We start from the raw sequence: 22,344 nt of genomic DNA, 5'->3' as shown, positions 1-22,344 counted from the left end.
GGCTTCATGCTTAGTGGAAGTGCTCGTTGCCGGCCGGCGTATCCTCCGGCATTTCGGCGTGCACCAGCTCGCCCGTCGGGTCGGCGAACAGCGGTGCGCCGCAGTCGTCGCAGTACTCGGACACATAGCGCTCGCCCAGCTTCTTCACCTGCGTCACGCCCAGCGCATTCAAATGCTCGACGATCTCTTCCACCGGCGTGCGCGGCTTGAGCAGCTCGGCGATGCTGCCCGAAATCGGACCTTCCGGCGGCGTACCTTCCTCGTCTTCCTGGCCGTACAGCGGCCACACCACGCCGTACACCACGTCCGCGCTCTGGCGCGGGGTGAAGGCGACGCGGTATTCGTCGATCTGGCCGTCGGCCGCTTCCTCGCCGAAGCCGGCGATCACGGCGCGCAGCTCGGACGGCTCCACCGACAGCGTGTGCGTCAGGTAGTGCACGGCAGCGCGGATCGACACCGGACGGATCAGCTTGTCCGCCTCGCGGCAGGCCATGTAATACGCTTCGGGCAGCAGCAGCTCCACGCCGCAGCCCGGCAGCAAGCGGTTCACGGTCGGCAGCGCCTGGATGCGCCACTGTTCCAGCGCGGCCTTGCGCTCTTCGGCGAAGTTCGACTGCAGCGCCGGCATCTGCCAGCGGAACAGCGGGCCGCCGTGCGGCGCCACCACGGCCACCAGCAGGTAGCGCGTGTCGGCCAGGAAGGGCGCGGTGTCGGGCGCCTTGGCTTCCGATTTGAATGCCACGCCCTTGAGCGCGGCTTGCGCCAGCTTGTGGGTCTTGCTGTAGGCCTCGGCGTGGCTGCGCGGCAGCTGGTCGATGGAATACAGCATGGAAGCCATGGCCATATGGGTACCGTCGGCCAGCAGGTGGGCCGAGAAGTGCGCCGACAGGGTGTTCAGCACGTCGGCCGGGGATCGGGCCGGAGGCGATGGAAAAGCGGGTCCAGGCCAGCACCGGCGCGGCCACCAGCAGCACGTCGTACTGGGTACTCGCGCCGTCGGCTTCCACGGTGATGGTGCTGGACTCGCTGACCGCTTCCACGCCGTCCATCAGCACGTCGTAGCCGTTCAGGTCTTCACGGAACAGGCCGTTCAGCGCGGCATCGATGGTGTCCTGGTGGCCGGTCTTGAGCAGCTTTTGCAGCTGGGTTTCCAGGCTGCGTTCCCAGGTGCGTTCTTCAAGGCGGCTGGCCGCCTGGCCTACGGCCTGGGCGAGGGTGACGAGGCGCTGGCTGTCGGCAGTGAGTTTGTGTGGCGATTCTTTGGATGGGCGACGCATAGCGCTTACTAGTCTCTGGAAAAGTTCTGTTATCCGTATTGTAGTGGATTCGGACGCGCGCGGCGGCCCAAATAAGAAACGCCGGACGAATCCGGCGTTTCGGGGCGCTTGGCGGGTTACGCACGGCGTGCTAACCCGCCCTACGGGGCGTCATGATCTCGTCTTTACGCGGCCAGCAGCTGGCGCAGGACGAACGGCAGGATGCCGCCGTGCTTGTAATAGTCCACTTCGATCGGGGTGTCGATGCGCAGCAGCACTTTGACTTCCTGCGCCGAGCCGTCGGCGCGGTGGATCACCAGCGTGGCCAGCTGTTGCGGCTTGATCTCGCCTTCCAGGCCCTTCAGGTCGTAGGTTTCCTTGCCGGTGATGCCCAGCGATTCGACCGAGTCGTTGCCGATGAATTGCAGCGGCAGCACGCCCATGCCCACCAGGTTGGAGCGGTGGATGCGCTCGAACGAGCGGCAGATGACGGCCTTCACGCCCAGCAGCTGGGTGCCCTTGGCGGCCCAGTCGCGCGAGGAGCCGGTGCCGTACTCTTCGCCGCCGAAGATCATGGTCGGCGTGCCTTCGGCCACGTACTTCATGGCCGCGTCGTAGATCGACAGCTGCTCGCCCGACGGCTGGTGGATGGTGATGCCGCCTTCGACCGCCGAACCGTCCGCCTTCGGCGGGATCATCTTGTTCTTGATGCGCACGTTGGCGAAGGTGCCGCGCATCATGATCTCGTGGTTGCCGCGGCGCGAGCCGTAGGAGTTGAAGTCGGCTTTTAGCACGCCGTTTTCCTTCAGCCATTTGCCGGCCGGGCCGTCTTCCTTGATCGAACCGGCCGGGGAGATGTGGTCGGTGGTGATCGAGTCGCCGAACACGCCCAGCGCGCGCGCGGCGGTGATGCCGGTGGCGGCCGCTTTCGGGGTCATCTCGAAGCCGTCGAAGAATGGCGGCTCGGCGATATAGGTCGAGTCAGGCCAGTTGTACACCTGGCCTTCGGTGGTCGATACGGCTTCCCACAGCTCGCCTGGCGCGCCCTTGACGTCGGCGTAGTTCTCCTTGAACACTTTCGAGTTCATGGCGAACTTCATCAGCTTGCCGATTTCCTGCGAGCTCGGCCAGATGTCGCCCAGGTACACGTCCTTGCCGTCCTTGCCTTTGCCCACCGGCTCGGTCATCAGATCCTTGGTCATGTTGCCGGCGATGGCATAGGCCACCACCAGCGGTGGCGAGGCCAGGAAGTTGGAACGGATGTTCGGGTGGATGCGCGCTTCGAAGTTGCGGTTGCCCGACAGGACGGCCGAGGCCACGATGTCGTGCGAGGTGATGGCCGCGTTCAGTTCCGGGGTCAGGTCGCCGGCGTTGCCGATGCAGGTGGTGCAGCCGTAGGCGGTCACGCCGAAGCCCAGCTGCTCCAGGTAGGGCAGCAGGCCGGCCGCGGTCAGGTACTCGGTCACCACGCGCGAACCGGGGGCCAGCGAGGTCTTGATGTGCGGCGCCACGGTCAGGCCGGCTTCCACGGCCTTCTTGGCCAGCAGGCCGGCGGCCAGCAACACCGAAGGATTGGAGGTGTTGGTGCAGGAGGTGATGGCGGCGATCAGCACGTCGCCGTTGTGCACTTTCACGCCGTTGCTGGTCACGTACTCGGTGGTCAGGTCGGCCGGGTTCTTGTTGAAGCCGTTTTCCGTGGTCGGTTTCGAGAACAGTTCGGTAAAGTTGTTCTTCACGTTGCCGATTTCGATACGGTCCTGCGGGCGCTTCGGACCGGCCAGCGACGGCGTGACCGAGGTCAGGTCCAGCGATACCACGCGGGTATAGTCGATTTCGCCCGCTTTCGGCACGCCGAACAGGTTCTGGGCCTTGAAGTAGGCTTCGAAGGCGTCGATCTCGGCCTTGGTGCGGCCGGTGCCCTTGAAGTAGTCGATGGTGGCGTCGTCTACCGGGAAGAAGCCCATGGTGGCGCCGTATTCCGGCGCCATGTTGGCGATGGTGGCGCGGTCGGTCAGCGACAGCGTCTCGGTGCCTTCGCCGAAGAACTCGACGAACTTGCCCACCACTTTTTCCTTGCGCAGCAGTTCGGTGATGGTCAGCACCAGGTCGGTCGCGGTGCAGCCTTCGCGCAGCGCGCCGGTCAGGTTCACGCCGATCACGTCCGGGGTCAGGAAGTAGACCGGCTGGCCCAGCATGCCGGCTTCCGCCTCGATGCCGCCCACGCCCCAGCCCACCACGCCGATGCCGTTGATCATGGTGGTGTGCGAGTCGGTGCCCACCAGGGTGTCAGGGTAGTACACGCCGTCGGCGGCCTTGTGCACGCCGCGCGCCAGGTATTCCAGGTTCACCTGGTGCACGATGCCGAAGCCCGGCGGCACCACGCCGAAGGTGTCGAAGGCTTGCATGCCCCACTTCATGAACTGGTAGCGCTCGTTGTTGCGCGAGAATTCCAGCTTCATGTTCAGGTCCAGCGCCTTCGGCTCGCGGAAGTGGTCGATGGTGACCGAGTGGTCCACCACCAGGTCCACCGGCACCAGCGGCTCGATCTTTTTCGGGTTCACGCCCATCTTGGAGGCGACGTTGCGCATCGCGGCCAGGTCGGCCAGCAGCGGCACGCCGGTGAAGTCCTGCAGCACCACGCGGGCCACGACGAAGGGAATCTCGTCGGTGCGCTCGGCGGTCGCGCCCCAGCCGGCCAGCTGCTTCACGTGCTCTTCGGTGACCTTCTTGCCGTCGCAGTTGCGCAGCACGGATTCCAGCACCACGCGGATCGATACCGGCAGGCGGGAGACGTTGATACCCAGGCTCTTCTCCAGCGCAGGCAGGGAGTAGAACTTACCCTTCTTGCCAGCAATGTTGAAATCCTTCAGCGTGTTCAGTGTGTTGCGGGACATGACCTCTCCTTCAGTGGGTATCGTCTGTTATTAATGTTACGAGTACTTCTTCGGACTAAAAACTTAGCCTGGCAACTTAGCTGGCAACTTAGCCTTGCAGGGCCGGCGCGGGCGCCGGTGCAGTGGCAGCCGGCTTCAGCTGCTCCGCGTTGCGGCATTCATTGGCCAGCTGGCGGTTCTGCTTGGAGTCCAGCAGCATGCCCTTGGCCGGAATGCCGATCCAGATCAGGCCGTACAGCTTGTTCTCGAAGCGGTTGGCGCCGGTGGTGGTGCCGACGCGCTTCAGGCGGTGCAAACGCTTCTTCCAGCGCAGCGCGATGTAGTTGTCGTCGCTGGCGTTCTGGTAAATGGTGATCTTGTTGCCCAGTTCGCAGTCGAAGTCGACCACGGTGGTGCCTTCCACGCCCGGTTCGGCGGCTTCTTCCGCATCCTCGGGGCTCAGGACGGCCGGCGCGGCGGCAGCGGCGGCTGCGGCCTTCTTGCCGGTCTTTTTCGCCTTGGCGGCAGGCTTCTTTGCATCGGCCTTGGCGTCCGGGGCGGCAGCCATGGCCGCTGGCGGCAGGCACAAGGTCAGGGAGCCGAGCGCGATGCTGCAGGCCAGGAATAATTTGGAGATGGACATCAGTTTGTTTCCGTTGCGGGTTCGACAGGGTTAAGCAGGGCGGCGGCCGCTTCCGGCAGCGCCAGGCCCGCCAGGCGCGCGCGTTGCAGCACGGTCCAGTAGTAGCGGTAGCTGGCGCGGTCGTGCAGGCGGCCGTTCTGGGAAATGGGACCCCACTGCACGCGCTCGGCGTCTTGCAGGATGTGGGTCGCTTCGTTGACTTCGGACAGGCGCGGCGTGAAGGCCTTGATCACCGGCTTGATCTGGTTCGGGTGGATGCTCCACATGCGCGTGTAGCCGAATTCGGCAGCGGCGCGCTGGGCGTCGTTGGCCACCACGGCCGGGTCCTTGATCTCGGTGGTCACGTTGTGCGAGGGCACCTTGCCGTGCGCGTGGCAGGCGGCGGCGATCTCGAGCTTGGCGCGCACCACCAGCGGGTGCGTGAACTGGCCCGGGGTGCGCATGGCGTTGCCCGGCACCGCGCCGTAGTGGCTGGACACGAAGTCCATGATGCCGAACGACAGGCACTCGACCTGGGGCAGGGCGGCAATGGCGTACGCGTCGTGCAGCGCGCCGTGGGTTTCGATCAGCACGTGCACCGGCAAGGGCGACGACGCGGCGCGGCCGGCCTTGAGCGCGTGGGTGTTGATCAGCTCGATGGCGCGCATGACTTCCTGCACGCTGTCCGGCTTGGGCAGCACCACGTAGGCCAGCTTGTGCGCGGCGGCGCCGCAGATGAGCTCCACGTCGCGCTCGAAGTGCGGGCTGTGCAGGTCGTGCACGCGGGCGCCGATGCGGTTGAATTTATTGTCTTCGCTGAGCAGCAGCTCGGCCACGAGGCGCGCGTGCGCTTCCTCGTTGCCGGCGGAGGCGCCGTCCTCGCAGTCGAAGGTGATGTCGAAAAGCGGGCCAAGTTCTTGTTGCAAGGCAATCGACTTGCGCATCAGCTTTTCGGAGCCGGCGTAATGATCGCAGGCCGGCAAAAGCAGCGGCTGGCGCGTGCCCTGGAATAAAACCTCGGATGGATGCATGCGGGAAGGAGGGGAGGTTGACGCGGAAGAGGTCGGCGCCGCGGCGGGCGCAGACGGAGACGCCGCACTGCTCTCGGCAGTGCGGCGGGTGCGGCGTATGGTCGGCTTAACCGGTTCCACAGCGCGCCTGGGTGCCGTTTATGGCAGCAGGTGTTTCACGCCTTCACGCTCTTCGGTCAGTTCCTTCAGCGTGATGTTGATGCGCTCTTGCGAGAAGGCGTCGATTTCCAGGCCCTGGACGATTTTGTATTCGCCGTTTTCGGTGGTCACAGGGAAGCCGAACATGGTGCCTTCAGGGATGCCGTAGGAGCCGTCCGATGGGATGCCCATGGTGGTCCACTTGCCGTTGGTGCCCAGTACCCAGTCGCGCACGTGGTCGATGGCGGCGTTGGCGGCCGAAGCGGCCGAGGACAGGCCGCGCGCTTCGATGATCGCTGCGCCGCGCTTGCCCACGGTCGGCAGGAACACGTTGGCGTTCCATTCCTGGTCGTTGATCAGGTCCTTGACGGACTTGCCGTTCACGGTGGCGAAGCGGTAGTCGGCGTACATGGTCGGCGAGTGGTTGCCCCACACGCACAGCTTCTCGATGTCCTTCACCTGGGTGCCGGTCTTGGCAGCCACTTGCGACAGCGCGCGGTTGTGGTCCAGGCGCAGCATAGCGGTGAAGTTCTTCGCTGGCAGCGAAGGGGCCGATTTCATGGCGATGTAGGCGTTGGTGTTGGCCGGGTTGCCCACCACCAGTACTTTCACGTTGCGCGAAGCGACGGCGTCCAGCGCCTTGCCCTGCACGGTGAAGATCTGCGCGTTCGCTTCCAGCAGGTCCTTGCGTTCCATGCCTGGGCCGCGTGGGCGGGCGCCCACCAGCAGGGCCACGTCGGCGTCCTTGAAGGCGGTCATCGGGTCGGAGTGGGCGGTCATGCCGGCCAGCAGCGGGAAGGCGCAGTCGTCGATTTCCATCATGACGCCCTTGAGCGCCTTTTGCGCTTTTTCGTCAGCGATTTCAAGCAGTTGCAGGATGACCGGCTGGTCTTTGCCCAGCATGTCGCCGTTGGCGATGCGGAACAGCAGGGAATAGCCGATCTGGCCGGCGGCGCCGGTAACGGCAACACGCATTGGGGTTTTAGCCATGATGAATCTCCAAAGTGGAATAGAAAACGATCTGAAGCTGGGCCTACGCTTGCGGAAAACTATAATGATACCAAAACCGGCAAGGTTTATTGTTTGCCTTTGACCGGTGCAACGACTATGCTCTTCTTGTTCCGGTACGCGCCGCGCGCGGGCGGACAAAGAGGGCACAGCCGCCGAGTGTAGGCCGGTCTTCCGCTTCTGTCAATCATATCTTATGTCTTATATAAGACAGATAAGTTATCGGGTTTTGCTGGACGCCACCGGGCTTTTGTGGTGAAATCCGGGTCTATGAATTCCGCCTCGTCCAATCTGACCAACCCAGGCGCCGCCGCGAGCGGCACGGTCAGCCCGACGGCGCCTTCCGCAGGCCAGGCCGGCGCGGCCAGCCCGGGCAACGCCCCTTCGCCCACCTTTTCCCCGCTGTACCAGCAGATCAAGGCCCTGATCACGCAAAGCCTGCAGTCGGGCGAGTGGAAGCCGGGCGAACTGATCCCCAGCGAAGTGGAGCTGGCGGCGCGCTTCAAGGTCAGCCAGGGCACGGTGCGCAAGGCCATCGACGAATTGGCGGCGGAAAACCTGGTGATGCGCAAGCAGGGCAAGGGCACTTTCGTGTCCACCCACCACGAGGCGCGCGCCCATTTCCGTTTCCTGCGGCTGATGCCCGACGAGGGCGTGCCGCACTATCCAGAATCGAAGTTCATTGAAGTCAAGCGCACCCGCGCGCCCGCCGACGTGGCGCGCCTGCTGGAGCTCAAGTCCGGCGACGCCGTGGTGTTCATCAAGCGCGTGCAGTCCTTCGACGGCATCCCCACCATCGTCGAGGAACTGTGGCTGCCTGGCCTGATCTTCAAGGGACTGACCGCCGAGCGGCTGGTCGAGTACAAGGGGCCGATGTACGGCCTGTTCGAATCCGAGTTCGGCACCCGCATGATCCGCGCCGCCGAGAAAATCCGCGCCTGCGCCGCCGACGAGGGCGCAGCCGCACTGCTGCAGGTCGCGCAAGGCACACCCTTGCTGATGGCCGAACGCGTGTCCTTCACCTACGGCGACAAGCCGGTGGAGCTGCGCCGTGGCCTCTATTCGACCGAACGGCATCATTACCAGAATGATTTGAACTAGGCAGTAAGCGAATAAGGGAGACGCGCTGCCCGGACGCCGATCGGGCGATGTTGCGCTAAAAACACGCCACCTTGCACATTTTGCAAAAGTCGGCTACGACAAAACATAATTTTGGTTATATGTAACAATACATATTGGTCTGAACTGCGAAAATCGGCGAAAATCGCAGTCTCACAAATTTAGCTTCACGTATAGGGAGGTCTCGTCATGTCAGAAGCCGTAAGAGAAGTACCAAAAAAAGAACGGCCGCAATTTCGCAATATCCACGTCACTGAATTGTCCAACTACCGCCTGCCGCTGGCCGGCGTAGTGTCCATCCTGCACCGCATCTCCGGTTTCCTGATGTTCGCGCTGCTGCCCGTGGTGCTGTATCTGCTGGAGAAGAGCCTGTTATCTGAGATCTCTTTCGAGCATTTCAAGGGCATCGCTTCGCACTGGTTCACCAAGCTGGTCATCCTGGCGCTGTGCTGGGCCTACTTCCAGCATTTCTGCGCCGGCGTACGCCACCTGATCATGGACACCCACGTGGGCCTGGATAAAGACTCGGCGCGCAAGTCGGCCGCCACTGTGCTGGTCATCAGCCTGGCGCTGACCGCCCTGGTCGCACTGAAACTGTTTGGAGTATTCTGACATGGCAAACAACAATATCGGACCTAAGCGCCTGGTCGTCGGCGCCGGCTACGGCGTGCGCGACTGGCTGGCCCAGCGCGTCACCGCAGTACTGATGGTGGTCTACACCGCCGTGCTGCTGATCTGCTTCCTCACCGGCAGCAACTTCTCGTACGAAGGCTGGGCCGGCCTGTTCGCCCAGCAGTGGTTCAAGCTGTTCAGCGCCGTAACCCTGTTCGGCCTGTTCTACCACGCCTGGGTAGGCATGCGCGACATCTGGATGGACTACGTGAAAGCCGTGGGCCTCCGTCTGACGCTGCAAATCATCACCATCGGCTGGCTGGTTGGCTGCGCCGTGTGGTCGGTACAAATACTCTGGAGTGTGTAATCGTGGCAGCCATCAAAACTGCAATCCCTACCCGCCGCTTTGACGCGGTCATCGTTGGCGCCGGCGGTTCCGGCATGCGCGCCTCCCTGCAACTGGCGGAAGCCGGCCTGAACGTGGCCGTGCTGTCGAAAGTGTTCCCAACCCGCTCGCACACCGTGGCGGCGCAAGGCGGCATCGGCGCCTCGCTGGGCAGATGGCCGAGGACAACTGGTTCTGGCATATGTTCGACACCGTCAAGGGCGGCGACTACCTGGGCGACCAGGACGCCATCGAATTCATGTGCCGCGAAGCACCGAAAGTCGTGTACGAACTGGAACACTTCGGCATGCCGTTCGACCGCAACCCGGACGGCACCATCTACCAGCGTCCGTTCGGCGGCCACACCGCCAACTTCGGTGAAAAAGCCGTGCAGCGCGCCTGCGCCGCGGCCGACCGCACCGGCCACGCGCTGCTGCACACCCTGTACCAGCGCAACGTGCGCGCCCGCACCCACTTCTTCGTGGAGTGGATGGCGCTCGACATCATCCGCGACGCCGAAGGCGACGTGGTGGGCGTGGTGGCACTGGAAATGGAAACCGGCGAATGCATGATCCTGGAAGCGAAGACCACCATCTTCGCCACCGGCGGCGCAGGCCGCATCTTCGCCGCATCGACCAACGCCTTCATCAACACCGGTGACGGCATGGGCATGGCGGCGCGTGCCGGCCTGCCGCTGCAGGACATGGAATTCTGGCAGTTCCACCCGACCGGCGTGGCCGGCGCGGGCGTGCTGATCACCGAAGGCGTGCGCGGCGAAGGCGGCATCCTGATCAACTCGGAAGGCGAACGCTTCATGGAGCGCTACGCGCCGACCCTGAAAGACCTGGCGCCGCGCGACTTCGTGTCCCGCTCGATGGACCAGGAAATCAAGGAAGGCCGCGGCTGCGGTCCGAACAAGGACCACGTGATGCTGGACCTGCGCCACATCGGCGCCGACACCATCGCCAAGCGCCTGCCGTCGATCCTGGAAATCGGCCACAAGTTCGCCAACGTGGACGCCACCAAGGAACCGATCCCGGTCGTGCCGACCATCCACTACCAGATGGGCGGCATCCCGACCAACATCCACGGCCAGGTGGTCACGCCGAACGGCGACGGCACCCAGAAAGTGGTCAACGGCCTGTACGCCATCGGCGAATGCGCCTGCGTATCGGTGCACGGCGCCAACCGCCTGGGCACCAACTCGCTGCTGGACCTGGTGGTGTTCGGCCGCGCAGCCGGCAACCACGTGGTCGCGTCGAACCTGAAGCAGAAAGAGAACAAGCCTCTGCCGAAGGACGCCGCCGACTTCGCGATGAACCGCCTGAACCGCCTGGAAACCTCGACCGGTTCGGAAAAAGTGCAGGGCGTCGCCAACGACATCCGCGCCACGATGCAGAAATACTGCGGCGTGTTCCGTACCGACGACCTGCTCAAGCAGGGCTACGACGAGATCATGAAGCTGGACGAGCGCCGCAAGCACGTGTCGTTCAAGGACAAGTCCAAGGTGTTCAACACCGCCCGCGTGGAAGCGCTGGAACTGGATAACCTGATCGAGACGGCGAAAGCGACCATCACCTCGGCAGTAGCGCGCAAGGAATCGCGCGGCGCCCACGCGCACAGCGATTTCCCGAACCGCGACGACGACAACTGGATGAAGCACACCCTGTGGTATTCGGAAGGCAACCGCCTGGAATACAAGGCTGTCGTCACCAAGCCGCTGACGGTCGATACCTTCAAGCCGAAACCACGTACTTTCTAAGCAAGGGCTCATTACCATGCCACGCACTCTCAAATTCAAGATTTACCGCTACGATCCGGACCAGGACGCCAAGCCGTACATGCAGGACCTGACGGTCGAACTGAAAGACACCGACAAGATGCTGCTGGACGCCCTGCAGCGCATCAAGTCCGACGTTGACGACTCGCTGGCCCTGCGCCGCTCGTGCCGCGAAGGCGTGTGCGGTTCGGACGCGATGAACATCAACGGCAAGAACGGCCTGGCCTGCACCACCAACCTGAACGAGCTGACCGAGCCTATCGTGCTGCGTCCGCTGCCAGGCCTGCCGGTGATCCGCGACCTGATCGTCGACATGACCCAGTTCTTCAAGCAGTACGACTCGATCAAGCCGTTCCTGATCAACGACTCGATCCCGCCCGAGAAAGAGCGCCTGCAGTCGCCTGCCGAACGCGAGGAACTGGACGGCCTGTACGAGTGCATCCTGTGCGCCTGCTGCTCGACCTCGTGCCCGTCGTTCTGGTGGAATCCGGACAAGTTCGTCGGCCCTGCCGGCCTGCTGCAAGCCTACCGCTTCATCGCCGACTCGCGCGACGAAGCGACCGGCCAGCGCCTGGACAACCTGGAAGATCCGTACCGCCTGTTCCGCTGCCACTCGATCATGAACTGCGTCGATGTCTGCCCGAAAGGCCTGAACCCGAACAAGGCCATCGGCAAGATAAAAGAGCTGATGGTTCGCCGTTCGATCTGATCGTCCGATATGACGGAAATGGAAAAGCCTGCGCATCAGGCTGACCCGGCCAACCGCGCGCGCCTGCGCTGGCGTGCCCGCCGGGGTTTGCTGGAAAACGATATCATCCTGACTCGCTTTCTCGATGCGCATGAAACCGAATTGACCGACGAGGAAGTGGACGCATTCACGCGGCTCCTCGACTTGTCGGACAATGCGCTGATGGATCTGGTGCTGGCTCGCGCAGAGCCGGAAGGCGAGATCGATCTGCCGCATGTGCACGCACTGCTGCATCGTCTGCGTCTCGCCTGATCTGCGCAAGGGCGGCCCACGCAGTAGCTGGGCCGGGCCGCCCGCGCCGCCGGAAGTTTAGAAGTTTTTTTTATAAGCCGCATCTCTCCAAGAAGGAAGAGTCCATGAACATCTCTGACAACAAAGCTACACTGTCGTTCTCTGACGGCAGCCCATCGGTCGAGTTCCCTATCTACAAGGGCACGGTCGGCCCGGACGTCATCGACATCCGCAAACTGTACGCCGGCACCGGCAAGTTCACCTACGACCCGGGCTTCATGTCCACCGCAGCGTGCAACTCGTCGATCACCTACATCGACGGCGACAAGGGCGAGCTGCAATACCGCGGCTACCCGATCGAACAGCTGGCCGTGAACGCCGACTTCATGGAGTCGTGCTACCTGCTGCTGAACGGCGAACTGCCGAACGCGGCTGAAAAAGCCAAGTTCGTCGACACCGTGACCAAGCACACCATGGTGCACGAGCAGATGCAATTCTTCTTCCGCGGCTTCCGCCGCGACGCGCACCCGATGTCGGTGCTGGTCGGCACCGTCGGCGCGCTGGCCTCGTTCTACCACGACTCGCTGGACATCAACGATGCCAAGCACCGTGAAGTATCGGCCATCCGCCTGATCGCCAAGATGCCGACCCTGGTCGCCATGGCCTACAAATACTCGATCGGCCAGCCGTTCGTGTACCCGCGCAACGACCTGTCGTACAGCGCCAACTTCATGCGCATGATGTTCGGCAATCCGTGCGAAGAGTACAAGGTCAACGACGTGCTGGTGCGCGCCCTGGACCGCATCCTGATCCTGCACGCGGACCACGAGCAGAACGCCTCGACCTCGACCGTCCGCCTGGCCGGCTCGTCGGGCGCCAACCCGTTCGCCTGTATCGCTGCCGGTATCGCCTGCCTGTGGGGTCCTGCCCACGGCGGCGCCAACGAAGCGGCGCTGACCATGCTGAAGGAAATCGGCTCGGTCGAGAACATCCCTGCCTTCATCGCGCAAGTGAAAGACAAGAACTCCGGCGTCAAGCTGATGGGCTTCGGTCACCGCGTGTACAAGAACTTCGACCCGCGCGCCAAGCTGATGCGCGAAACCTGCCACGAAGTGCTGGCCGAGCTGGGCCTGCAGGACGACCCGCTGTTCAAGCTGGCCATGGAACTGGAAAAGATTGCACTGAACGACGAATACTTCGTCTCGCGCAAGCTGTACCCGAACGTGGACTTCTACTCGGGCATCGTGCAGTCCGCGCTGGGCATCCCAGTGTCGCTGTTCACCGGTATCTTCGCCATGGCCCGCACCATCGGCTGGATCGCCCAGTGGAACGAAATGATCGCCGACCCGGAACAGAAGATCGGCCGTCCGCGCCAGCTGTTCGTGGGCGCCACCACCCGCGACGTGCCGCCGCTGGACCAGCGTTAATCGCCGGTCTGTCGCAGCACAACAAAAAGCGAGCTTCGGCTCGCTTTTTTTATGCGCGGCGGCGCAGCCAGTGCTCGAGATTGGGGCGGGTCAGCGGCAGGCTGACGTAATGGCCCTGCATGCCGGCGCAGCCGTGTTCGGCCAGGAAGCTGTGCTGGGCGCGCGTTTCCACGCTGGTGGCCACCACCCTGATTTCCAGGTTGCGGCCGATGTCGAGCATGGTCTTGGCCAGCGCCCCGCTCAGGCCCTGCGCGCCGATTTCGCGCACCGGGGCGGAGGCCATCTTCAGCTGGTCCAGGCGCAGCGCGCGCAGGCAGGCCAGGTTGGAGGCGCCGCCGCCGAATTCGTCCACCGACATCCGCAAGCCCATCTCGCGCACGCCCGCGCTCAGGCGCCGCGCGACGTCCGGATTGCGCATCAGCTGCGCCTCGCGCAGCTCCAGTTCCAGGCAGGCCGGGTCGATGCCGTGGCGCGCCACCGTGCGCGCGATGTGGGGCAGGTAGTCGCGCTGGCCGAACTCGCGGTAGGAGGCGTTCATGGTCACCGGCAGGCCGGCGTAGCCCAGCTGGCCCAGGCGCTTGATGGTGGTGCACACCTCGTCCAGCACGCGCCGCCCGAGCGGCACGATCAGGCCGTTTTCTTCGGCTTCGCCCAGGAAGCGCTGCGGCAGCAGTTCGCCCAGCTGCGGATGATGCCAGCGCAGCAGCGCCTCCACGCCGACGATGCGGCCGGTCTGCACGCACACATTGGGCTGGTATTTCAGGTACAGGCTGTCGCCGCTGAGCGCTTCGCGCAACGCCTGCTCCATGCGGCGCCGCGCCTCCGAGGCGCTGGCCATGTCGGGCGAATGGAAGTGCACCGCGTTGGGGCTGCCGCTCTTGCTCTTGTACATGGCGGCATCGGCCGCGCGCAGCAGCACGCTGAAGTTGTCGCCGTCGTTGGGATAGATCGCCACGCCCATGCTGGCGCCCACCGGCAGGCCCTGGCCCTCGAACTGCAGCTCGTCGGCCATGGCCTGGCGGATGCGTTCTATCATGCGCAGCGTGTAGCGCAGCGAAGGCTGCTCGGCCAGCACCAGTACGAACTCGTCGCCGCCCAGCCGGGCCACGGTGTCGCTGTCGCGCAGCGCGGATTGCAGGCGCTGGGCCACCATGCACAGCACGTGGTCGCCCGCGTCGTGTCCCAGCGTGTCGTTGATTTCCTTGAATTTGTTCAGGTCCATCAGCACCACCGCCACCAGGTGGCCGCTGCGGCGCGCCGCCTGCAGCGCATGGTCCATGCGGTCGCGCAGCAGGGTGCGGTTGGCCAGACCGGTCAGCGGGTCGTGGGTGACCTGGTATTCCAGCTGGGCAGTGCGTTCCTTGAGTTCGCTGATGTCCTCGATGATGCCGATGAAATGGGTCACGCGCCCCCCGGCGTCGGTGACCGGCGTCACCGACAGGCGGTTCCAGAAGCGCTCGCCATTCTTGCGCACATTGTGCAGCACCACGGTCACCGGGCGGTTGGCGGCAATGGCGGCCGCCAGTTCCGCGCGCTGCGCCGAGTCCTGCTCGTCGGCGGCCATGAAGCGCGAATCGTGGCCCAGGATCTCTTCCCGGCTGTAGCCGGTGATGCGCTCGAACGCCGGGTTGACGTATTCGATCAGATTGTCCTTGCCGCTGCAGCGCGTGATGACAATGCCGTTGCTGGCCGCGTGCAAGGCCCGGTCGCGCAGTTCGGCCAGTTCGCCGTGGTGCTCCAGGCAGGTCAGGTTGACGGCGGTGCCGAGCAGGTAGTTGCCGCCTGCCGCTTGCAGGCGGGCGGCACAGAACAGGTAGGGAATGGCGGCGTCGCCGGAGAGCAGGCGCGCTTCGATGTGGGCAGGTGTGTCGTCCTGGAAGGCGCTGCAGAAAGCGCGCGAGACCGCGGGCCGGTCGTCGGGGTGGAACAGGTCCAGCATGTGGATCACGCGCAGTTGCTGCGGCGTCAGGCCGGTGGCCTGTTCAATACGGTGGTTCCAGAGTACAAAGTGTCCCGCTTCGTCCAGCACATAGAAAGCGTCGGCCAGCAGCTCCATGACGTCCTTCAACGAAGCGGCAGCGACCTTTTGGGCCGTCACCTGCTCGCAACTTTTCATATTGCCCCCGATTGGCCGGCAAAGTGCATGGCTGGGCTGCCGGCGAGCCGCGGCCTTTGTCTCTTGCAATACGGTAGTTTAGCTCAGGCAGAGGCCGATGGCGCGCGCTTGTGCAAATTCATGCGCGCGTGTTGCAGCGGGGGCTTACTGTTCCTTGTCCAGCAAGGCCTGGATTTCCTGCCGTTCCTTGGGGGTGACATGGCCGCCGCGCAGCGCCGCCAGCACCAGCGCCTTGCCGGAACCGGAGAAGGCTTTCTGGATCAGCTCCTTGAGCAGGCTGGTCTGCACCGATTCCTGCTCCTGCACCGGGGCGTAGACGTGGGCGCGCTGGCTTTCGTCGCGCGACAGCAAGCCCTTGGTGTGCATCACCTGCAACAGGCGCAGCACCGTGGCGTAGTTCATGTCCGGCCGCGTCTCCAGCGCGGCGGCGTGCACCTGCTTGGCGGTGGACGGGCCGAGCGCGAACAGCAGGCGCAGCATCTCCAATTCGGAGGCGGTCGGTTTGGGTGGGGCGGTAGTCATGGGATCTAGAATAAAATATCTAGAACGGATTGTCTAGTATTGATTGGCGCAGCGCTGCCAGTTGCGCGTCGATCGCGCTGAACAGCGGGCGGGCGGCGTTCTCTTGCAGGCAGGCCGCTTGCAGCGCGGCCAGTTGCGCCAGGACGGCACCGGCTGCATCCGGCGCGTCGCAGCGTTCCAGCAATTCTTCCAGCAGGCAGCCGAAGGCGCGCACCTCCAGTCTTTGCAGGCTGGCCGCGTGCGGGGCGTCTGGCGCGTAGAAGGACGCGGCGCCGAAGTCTCCCAGCAGGGTCCGGCCCTCGCCGCAATGCAGGATGTTATGGCCGTACAGGTCGCCGTGCATGATGCCGCGCGCGTGCAGCTGGCGCGCGGCCGAGGCCACGCCATGGGCGATGGCAAGCGCCGCGTCCAGGCTGAAACGCTTGCCTTCCGGATAAATGTCCCGCGTGCAGCTGTCCAAGCTGGGCGGGCCGGCCAGATTGCTGAAGTCTGGTTCGACCATTGACATGACCAGGCCGCGGGTCCCGTCGGGATGGTCAGCTACTTCGCCGAGGATGGGAATCAGATTGGGATGCGGGCCGCCCGCGACGCAGGCCGCCATTTCGCACAGCGGCGAACCGTCGCTGGTAATGGCCCCTTTAAAGAGTTTTACCGCGACAGTCTCACCTGATGGTCCATGCAAGCATTCCGCACGGTAAATCACACCCGAGGCCCCTTCGCCCAGCTTCCTTTGCAGGCGCAGTTGGCTCCAAGTAATACTTGTCCCAGACTCTGTCTTTTCAAGCTCTGTGCAAAAAGGATTACCTGCATACGCAAGCCAAGCCAATCTCGGCATTTCAAACAGCCATGCAGGCAAATCATTTAGCTGGTTAGCGGCAAGGCGCAGCAGTTCAAGGCGTTTGCAATTAGCCAGTTCTACGGGCAAGGTGTGCAACTGATTGCCCGCTAGCATGAGTTTTTGCAAAAATGGCCGTGCACCCAGTTCGGCAGGCAAACTTTCTAATTGGTTGCCCGTGAGGATAAGCCAGCGCAGTTGCGGAGGGAGCGCACTGGCAGAAACGGTACGGATGCGATTATTCCGAAATCCCACCATGCTTAGTGCCGGGCAGGATCCCAGCACTTCTGGCAACTCACTGAATTGATTATCTGAACAGAAAATAATGCGCAGCTTGTGCAGCCGCGCCAGATCGTCCGGTAGCGCCGTTAGCGCGTTGCCAGATAGGTCGAGTATTTCCAGCGTATCGGCCAGATCGAAGATTTCTTTCGGGAATTCGGTGAGGCCGTAAGCGAGTTGCAGGCGTGTAACGCCGGCGAGTTCGCCGCCGCGCAACTGTTCTAGGGTGGGCATTTAAAGGTGCAGGCCATGTAAAAAGGGCCGAGTTTAGCATTGCGCCGCTTGGACGCCTATTCTTTCCGGAAAAAAACTGGTTCCTTTTGCCAAGCTGCTCTTGCCCCGCCTTCTGTGACTTCCGCAGGAGGCATAGATCGGAATCTAGCATAATCATGCCAGAAGTTGGCCTGATCGGCGCCTCGTCATGGGGGAAATTCACAGGCCTCGATATGGCTATTCCGCTCGGACGTCCTTGAACATGGAGTTGGGGAACTCCGGTTGTCGCGCCGGCTGCGTCGGCATCGGGAATCCGTGCTTTTTGATCCACGCATGCATGTTTCCTATAATTCCCGGATTTTCGCCGGCCGGGCACTCGTGCAGGCAAATCCACGTATCCAGATGTTTTCCGATTACTGGTTTAGGTTTGTGCTCAAATCCTGACCAACCAATGAAGTCCGATATAATATTGTCGCCGCCTTCAAGGTAAGATGTGACATCGATATACGGCTGTGATTCATCTTGAAGTTGTGCAGACCATTCGCGGCACCCAAAACCTCCAATATATTCACTGTTTTTTGGACTATCTGTCACATACCTGAAGTCGTCAATTATGGTGCAAACAGCCGGCGACATGATGTGTTGGCCAGGAAGTTCCCACCAATACGCAAAATGATAGGGCTTTTCGCTGCTATTCCCGATTCCGTTTTTTAGCAGTACGAGATTGTCCAGGTTGGTACGTGCCGCACTGAAATGGAAGCGATTGAATTCTGGGCTAAGTAGCGTTCCTGATCGGGAGAATGACAGTGTCACGATTCCGATCTGCTTTGTTGGCGTGGTAATGACGGTATCGGGCGGAAAGAATTCCTCAAAGCTTCGGTACACCGCATTGTCCATCCATTTCTCAATGTTGGCGTTCATTTCTACCAGCTTTACATTGAATCTCTTCATCAGGCCTGCTTCATCCACATAAATAAAGTATCGCAGCGGCCAGGGACGGGGTGAATAGCTATATGCTCCGGATTTTTCGCTCTCTGCGTTCGCTCTCGCATCATGGGCGCCGAATCCGGCTATTCCCAACTGCAGAAAAAGCAGAAGAACGATGGCGGTCCGCGGCCCAACCGTCTTTTTTTGTAAGCCGCTCATAAAATCCTCGGTTCCTTGATAGTGATGTGAAGGTGATTGCTGTGTGCTTTCTCGACGCCAGGACAATGTTCGTTGGGCACGGCAGGTCGCTTGTCTTGGGTATCAAAGTCCATGTACCATGGGTCGAGTATCTGGTGAACATCAGGTCGAGCTGATAAACGTGTCCTTAACGATTTCATCAGCGCTGGGTCGGCCCTATCCACGGTGTCCTTCCAAGCATCTTTTGCCTTGTTCGCCGCATTCGCAGCGACTTTTGCATCTTCCGCCGCTGCTCTGCTTTTTTCTGCTAGGGAAGCGTCTGCAGGCGAATTTTCCGCAGCCTTGGCGCATTTGGCCGCGACCGCCTTCTTTGAACTCAATTCCGCCTGCTTCTTTTTCATTTCATCGAATAGCTGCTTTTCTTCTTGAGTAACGTTTTCGCCGCTTTGCTTGCTGCCATCCGAGAGGGCCCTGCGCGCTATGGACAGTTGAGTACCGCCCGATTCCACGTAGTCCACGTCAAGGCCCAAGCCCGCCCGGTGGACGATGCTGCCGAAAGACGGCCGCCATGCGGAAGTCACTCTGAGTTTGGTGATGCCGGCTGCGCGCGCTTCGGTAATTAAGGCGAGATAGCAAAGCGGATGGGTACGGGTCAGGACCTCTTGTAGAAGGGGGCAGTAAGAGGTGTTTGCGTTGACGCTTTGCTGTTCGTGGAACGTCAGGGAGATGGTATGGGCTGGCTTTTCCTGGCTTGTCGGGAAGGTGATGTCCAATGTCGGGCTGGGCAGCGGCGAAAAAATGGATAGCACGGCTGCCCGTGTGATGGGGGCGGCGTCCGCCGGCATCAGTTCGTTAGCCTCTTCGCGCGTATACCGGTGCGATATCTTCATCCAGATGTCGCCTGTCAGTGTGGTGTCGTATTTGTCGAAGCGCCTGCCATTGGCTTCCTCGATGCAGGTCGGCGGGCCGAGCACGGCAGTTTCTGTATTGCCTCGGCCCAGGCGTTCTGTGATAAGTACTTCGACGTCGCGCGAGCCGATTTGGACGGCGTAGACTGGCTGGGTGCGATAGCCGGGGTGGGCGTCGCTATTGAGGTAAAGGGCAACCTTGCTGCCCGGCGCCACCTTAAGCTTGATTTTCCGGTCGCTGCCGAGGCTGAGAGGCTTATCCTCATATTCTGGCTGAACGGCGCCGTTCAGCGCGACGGCGTAAGGTATGGCCAAGTTGGCAGCGTCGCTTGCCTTGGTGTTGAAAGTATAGATAACCGAGCATTTCCGGCCGAGCGGAATATCGGTGACGGCCCCGGCCTGCGTCAACGTGCAGCTGCCTGCTGCGATGCCGGCGCTCATGATCCGCGCTCCTCGGTCTCCCAGTGTAGCGTCACGGTGGCCGGATCGTGGTGCAGGACTGCCTCGGTGCGGCCGTCCGCGCCGGTGACGCCGCGCAGGCTGCTGCCGTCGGGCAGTTCGATGCGGTAGGGGAGGCCGGCGATGGGCAGGCCTGAATCTTCATCGACTGCGCGGAAAGCGCCCCGGTAGGCGGCGTTGCCGGCCCCGGCTGCTGCTGGGGCGGGCGCGGTGGCCGCATCGCCGGGCGCGCCGGACCCGCCGCCGCCATTGCCGTCCACCGTCATGACGTGCTGGGTGGCGATCAGCGTGGCGCCGCACGCGGTTTTCATGCCTTCAACGACGGTGCCGATGCCGCCGAAGCTGTGGTGGCCCAGGCCTTCAGCGATGGGAAACTGCCCCTTGCATAGCGGACAGTAGGTTTTGTGTCCCTTCAATGCGATGGGCTTGCCCAGGCAGGTGGCGTTCTCATTGCCTTCGAGGACTTTGCCGCCGTGCGAGGTGGGGTCGCCTTTGCAGATGACTGCGCGCGCCATGGTCTGCTCCGTTCAGGGGGTGTCCCGGAACAGTAGCGGAGTTCATGGCGCGCCGATTTGATCTACGGCAAGTACCGGCCTACCACTCCATCTCGCCTTTGGCGACCTTGGCGCTGATGTCCAGCGCGCTGGGCAGGCCGGCTGCCGGGTAGGCGCTCTTCATGGCGGTGACCAGGGCTGCGGAATTGGCTGCCTGCGGCGTGGCGGCGTCGAACTTGCGCAGGTAGCCGGCAGTGTAGGCGATGCTGTCCGGCGTCAGTTCCGAGCCGGGGGCGAAGTGGCCGGGCACCACGGTCACGGGTTTCAGCGCCGCGATGCGGTCCAGCGTGGCCAGCCATTGCTGGCGCGATTCCGCCGTCTGCGTGTCGGCCACCCAGACGTGCAGGCCTTTGAACAGGACCACGCCGCCGGCCACCGCCTTGATCGACGGAATCCAGACGAAAGTGCGGTCCGGCGTGGGGCCGTTGAGGCCTTCGATTTTCAGCGATTCGCCTTCCAGCTTGATGGTGTCGCCTTGCAGCGCTTGCGGCATGACGATGGCTTGCGGCGCATTTTCTTTCAGGATAGACCCCCAATACGCCACCTTGGCGGCGGCCTTTTTCTCCATGGCGGCGATGGTGCCGGGCGTGGCGATGATGTTCGCGTCCGGGAAGGCGGCTTTGATCACGTCCAGGCCGAAATAGAAATCGGGATCGCCATGGCTGACGTAGACCGTGGTGAGGCGCTTGCCGCTGGCTTTAATCTGCTGCACGAGTTTCTGCGCTTCGCCGCGCGAGAATTGGGCGTCGATCAGCACGGCGTCCTTCTGGCCTTTCACCAGTACCGAGGCCACCGGGAAGATGGCGGCTTCGCCGGGGTTGAATACTTCCAGCGTCAGCGGGGCAGCCGAGGCTGTGGTGGAGGCGGCGATGGCGGCGGCTGCGAGAGTCTGCTTGATCATGATGGGTCCTTAAGAAGAAGTGGATGACGCCAGTGTAGGCACATCCATTCGTCTGAAAAACAGTGTAAATTGCAACTATCAATTGCATGGATCGGACGAATAATGGACAGGCTGACGGCGGCGCAGGTATTCAAGGAGATCGCGGAGCGCGGCAGCATGATCGCGGCGGCGGATGCGCTGGACATGTCGCGCGCCATGGTCACGCGCTATCTGGCGGAGATGGAAGCGTGGTGCGGGGCGCGCCTGCTGCACCGGACCACGCGCCGCGTGAGTCTGACGGCGGCGGGAGAGCTGACGCTGGTGCGTTGCCGCGAAATGCTGGCCCTGGCGGCCGACATGCGCGCGGCTGGCGACCCAGGCACCCCGCACGGCCTGCTGCGCATCGCCAGTTCGCACTCGCTGGCGCAAACGGCGCTGGCTGGCGCGGTGGCGGACTTCCTGCGCCGCTATCCGCGCACCGCCATCGACCTGCAAGTGGACAACCGCGCCGTCAACCTGGTCGAGCAGCGTATCGACCTGGCCATCCGCATCACGAACGGCCTGGAGCCGAACATGATCGCGCGCCGCCTGGGCGACTGCGATTCGGTGGTGGTGGCCGCGCCGTCCTACCTGGCGGCGCGCCCCGCGCCGCTGCACCCGGCCGAGCTGGCGCAGCACAATTGCCTGACTTATAGCTATTTCGGCAAGAGCGTGTGGCGCTTCGAGCCAGGCCGGCGCGAAGGCGAGGGCGAGGCCGCGCTGCAGGTGCCGGTGAGCGGCAACCTGTCCGCCAATGAATCGATGGCCCTGCTTGCCGCCACGGCCGAAGGGGCCGGCGTCGCCCTGCAGCCGCGCTTCGCCGCCGCGCCGCTGCTGCGTTCCGGCCAGCTGGTGGAATTGCTGCCAGCCTGGCGTCCGCAGCAGATGGGAATCTACGGCATCTACACGTCGCGCGAGCACATGCCGCCGGCCCTGCGCGCCATGCTGGACCACCTGCTGAACTGGTTCGCGCACGACCCCGCATGGCTTGCCGCAAGCATACCAATTAGGGAAAAGACATGATTGACACCCTGCCTATCCCGCAATTTTTCGTGCTTGCATGGTTGTTCGAATACAATACCGCGTGCTATCCTAGGCGACCGTTTTTGGAACTACCCGTAATACCGAGTCCTTCCCCCACAACTTGATGTGCAATCCGCTAACCGGTCAGGCCGTGTCGCGGA

General features: G+C 62.9%; 18 protein-coding genes and 2 pseudogenes. 8 read left to right on the top strand and 12 right to left on the bottom strand.

Annotation, left to right across the window (positions count from 1 at the left end; translation table 11 throughout):
* Window positions 1-10: 10 nt before the first annotated feature.
* The 5 genes and pseudogenes from ACFJI2_RS18690 to ACFJI2_RS18670 all read right to left on the bottom strand — a co-directional run bounded on the left by ACFJI2_RS18690 (window position 11) and on the right by ACFJI2_RS18670 (window position 6,910).
* Window positions 11-1,277: pseudogene (locus tag ACFJI2_RS18690) on the bottom strand (DUF2863 family protein).
* 164 nt (window positions 1,278-1,441) lie between these two features.
* The gene (gene acnA / locus ACFJI2_RS18685; RefSeq protein WP_377701362.1) at window positions 1,442-4,150 is read right to left on the bottom strand and encodes an aconitate hydratase AcnA; all 2,709 of its coding nucleotides are present in this window, start codon (window positions 4,148-4,150) and stop codon (window positions 1,442-1,444) included.
* Between the two features lie 88 nt (window positions 4,151-4,238).
* Entirely contained in the window at window positions 4,239-4,772 is a 534-nt protein-coding gene (locus ACFJI2_RS18680; protein WP_377701361.1) for a hypothetical protein, read from the bottom strand.
* On the bottom strand, window positions 4,772-5,782 hold the full coding sequence (locus tag ACFJI2_RS18675; protein WP_377701360.1) for an HpcH/HpaI aldolase/citrate lyase family protein: 1,011 nt from the start codon (window positions 5,780-5,782) through the stop codon (window positions 4,772-4,774). The genes ACFJI2_RS18680 and ACFJI2_RS18675 overlap by 1 nt, the downstream gene beginning before the upstream one ends.
* Before the next feature lie 138 nt (window positions 5,783-5,920).
* Window positions 5,921-6,910 (bottom strand): malate dehydrogenase, encoded by a 990-nt coding sequence (locus tag ACFJI2_RS18670; protein WP_377701359.1) that lies wholly within the window; start codon window positions 6,908-6,910, stop codon window positions 5,921-5,923.
* A gap of 288 nt (window positions 6,911-7,198) precedes the next feature.
* Here ACFJI2_RS18670 and ACFJI2_RS18665 point away from each other — a divergent pair, with 288 nt between their 5' ends.
* From ACFJI2_RS18665 to gltA, 7 genes and pseudogenes are all read left to right on the top strand, one after another.
* A complete protein-coding gene (locus ACFJI2_RS18665) occupies window positions 7,199-8,029 on the top strand; it encodes a GntR family transcriptional regulator (RefSeq protein ID WP_377701358.1) in 831 nt (276 codons plus the stop codon).
* Window positions 8,030-8,236: 207 nt separating this feature from the next.
* Window positions 8,237-8,659: a succinate dehydrogenase, cytochrome b556 subunit gene (gene sdhC, locus ACFJI2_RS18660; RefSeq protein ID WP_107871225.1), complete on the top strand. Its 423-nt coding sequence runs from the start codon at window positions 8,237-8,239 to the stop codon at window positions 8,657-8,659.
* A gap of 1 nt (window position 8,660) precedes the next feature.
* The gene (gene sdhD / locus ACFJI2_RS18655) at window positions 8,661-9,026 is read left to right on the top strand and encodes a succinate dehydrogenase, hydrophobic membrane anchor protein (RefSeq protein WP_107871223.1); all 366 of its coding nucleotides are present in this window, start codon (window positions 8,661-8,663) and stop codon (window positions 9,024-9,026) included.
* 2 nt (window positions 9,027-9,028) lie between these two features.
* A pseudogene (sdhA, locus tag ACFJI2_RS18650) lies at window positions 9,029-10,806 on the top strand (succinate dehydrogenase flavoprotein subunit).
* Between the two features lie 16 nt (window positions 10,807-10,822).
* The gene (locus ACFJI2_RS18645; RefSeq protein ID WP_057155973.1) at window positions 10,823-11,533 is read left to right on the top strand and encodes a succinate dehydrogenase iron-sulfur subunit; all 711 of its coding nucleotides are present in this window, start codon (window positions 10,823-10,825) and stop codon (window positions 11,531-11,533) included.
* A gap of 9 nt (window positions 11,534-11,542) precedes the next feature.
* A complete protein-coding gene (locus tag ACFJI2_RS18640; protein WP_132138461.1) occupies window positions 11,543-11,824 on the top strand; it encodes a succinate dehydrogenase assembly factor 2 in 282 nt (93 codons plus the stop codon).
* Window positions 11,825-11,928: 104 nt separating this feature from the next.
* A complete protein-coding gene (gltA, locus tag ACFJI2_RS18635) occupies window positions 11,929-13,230 on the top strand; it encodes a citrate synthase (protein WP_377701357.1) in 1,302 nt (433 codons plus the stop codon).
* A 49-nt stretch (window positions 13,231-13,279) separates the two neighbouring features.
* On the opposite strand, the gene ACFJI2_RS18630 is transcribed toward gltA, so the two are convergent.
* From ACFJI2_RS18630 to ACFJI2_RS18600, 7 genes are all read right to left on the bottom strand, one after another.
* On the bottom strand, window positions 13,280-15,346 hold the full coding sequence (locus ACFJI2_RS18630) for a putative bifunctional diguanylate cyclase/phosphodiesterase (RefSeq protein ID WP_377701356.1): 2,067 nt from the start codon (window positions 15,344-15,346) through the stop codon (window positions 13,280-13,282).
* Window positions 15,347-15,490: 144 nt separating this feature from the next.
* On the bottom strand, window positions 15,491-15,868 hold the full coding sequence (locus ACFJI2_RS18625) for a BlaI/MecI/CopY family transcriptional regulator (RefSeq protein WP_107871213.1): 378 nt from the start codon (window positions 15,866-15,868) through the stop codon (window positions 15,491-15,493).
* Between the two features lie 19 nt (window positions 15,869-15,887).
* The gene (locus ACFJI2_RS18620; protein WP_377701355.1) at window positions 15,888-17,216 is read right to left on the bottom strand and encodes a leucine-rich repeat-containing protein kinase family protein; all 1,329 of its coding nucleotides are present in this window, start codon (window positions 17,214-17,216) and stop codon (window positions 15,888-15,890) included.
* Between the two features lie 216 nt (window positions 17,217-17,432).
* On the bottom strand, window positions 17,433-18,341 hold the full coding sequence (locus ACFJI2_RS18615) for a hypothetical protein (RefSeq protein ID WP_377701354.1): 909 nt from the start codon (window positions 18,339-18,341) through the stop codon (window positions 17,433-17,435).
* Complete coding sequence (locus ACFJI2_RS18610; protein WP_377701353.1) at window positions 18,338-19,669, bottom strand: hypothetical protein; 1,332 nt, start codon at window positions 19,667-19,669, stop codon at window positions 18,338-18,340. The genes ACFJI2_RS18615 and ACFJI2_RS18610 overlap by 4 nt, the downstream gene beginning before the upstream one ends.
* On the bottom strand, window positions 19,666-20,202 hold the full coding sequence (locus tag ACFJI2_RS18605; protein ID WP_377701352.1) for a PAAR domain-containing protein: 537 nt from the start codon (window positions 20,200-20,202) through the stop codon (window positions 19,666-19,668). Before ACFJI2_RS18605 ends, ACFJI2_RS18610 begins: the two co-directional genes overlap by 4 nt.
* A 79-nt stretch (window positions 20,203-20,281) precedes the next feature.
* Window positions 20,282-21,142: an MBL fold metallo-hydrolase gene (locus tag ACFJI2_RS18600; RefSeq protein ID WP_377701351.1), complete on the bottom strand. Its 861-nt coding sequence runs from the start codon at window positions 21,140-21,142 to the stop codon at window positions 20,282-20,284.
* A 102-nt stretch (window positions 21,143-21,244) separates the two neighbouring features.
* Here ACFJI2_RS18600 and ACFJI2_RS18595 point away from each other — a divergent pair, with 102 nt between their 5' ends.
* The gene (locus ACFJI2_RS18595) at window positions 21,245-22,183 is read left to right on the top strand and encodes a LysR family transcriptional regulator (RefSeq protein WP_377701349.1); all 939 of its coding nucleotides are present in this window, start codon (window positions 21,245-21,247) and stop codon (window positions 22,181-22,183) included.
* Window positions 22,184-22,344: the final 161 nt, after the last annotated feature.

Origin of the sequence: Pseudoduganella sp. UC29_71 (genome assembly GCF_042693265.1) — a bacterium.
Classification (GTDB): Bacteria; Pseudomonadota; Gammaproteobacteria; order Burkholderiales; family Burkholderiaceae_D; genus Rugamonas.
Note: the sequence above shows the minus strand (reverse complement) of the source record. Positions and strands in the feature narration are given on the sequence as shown.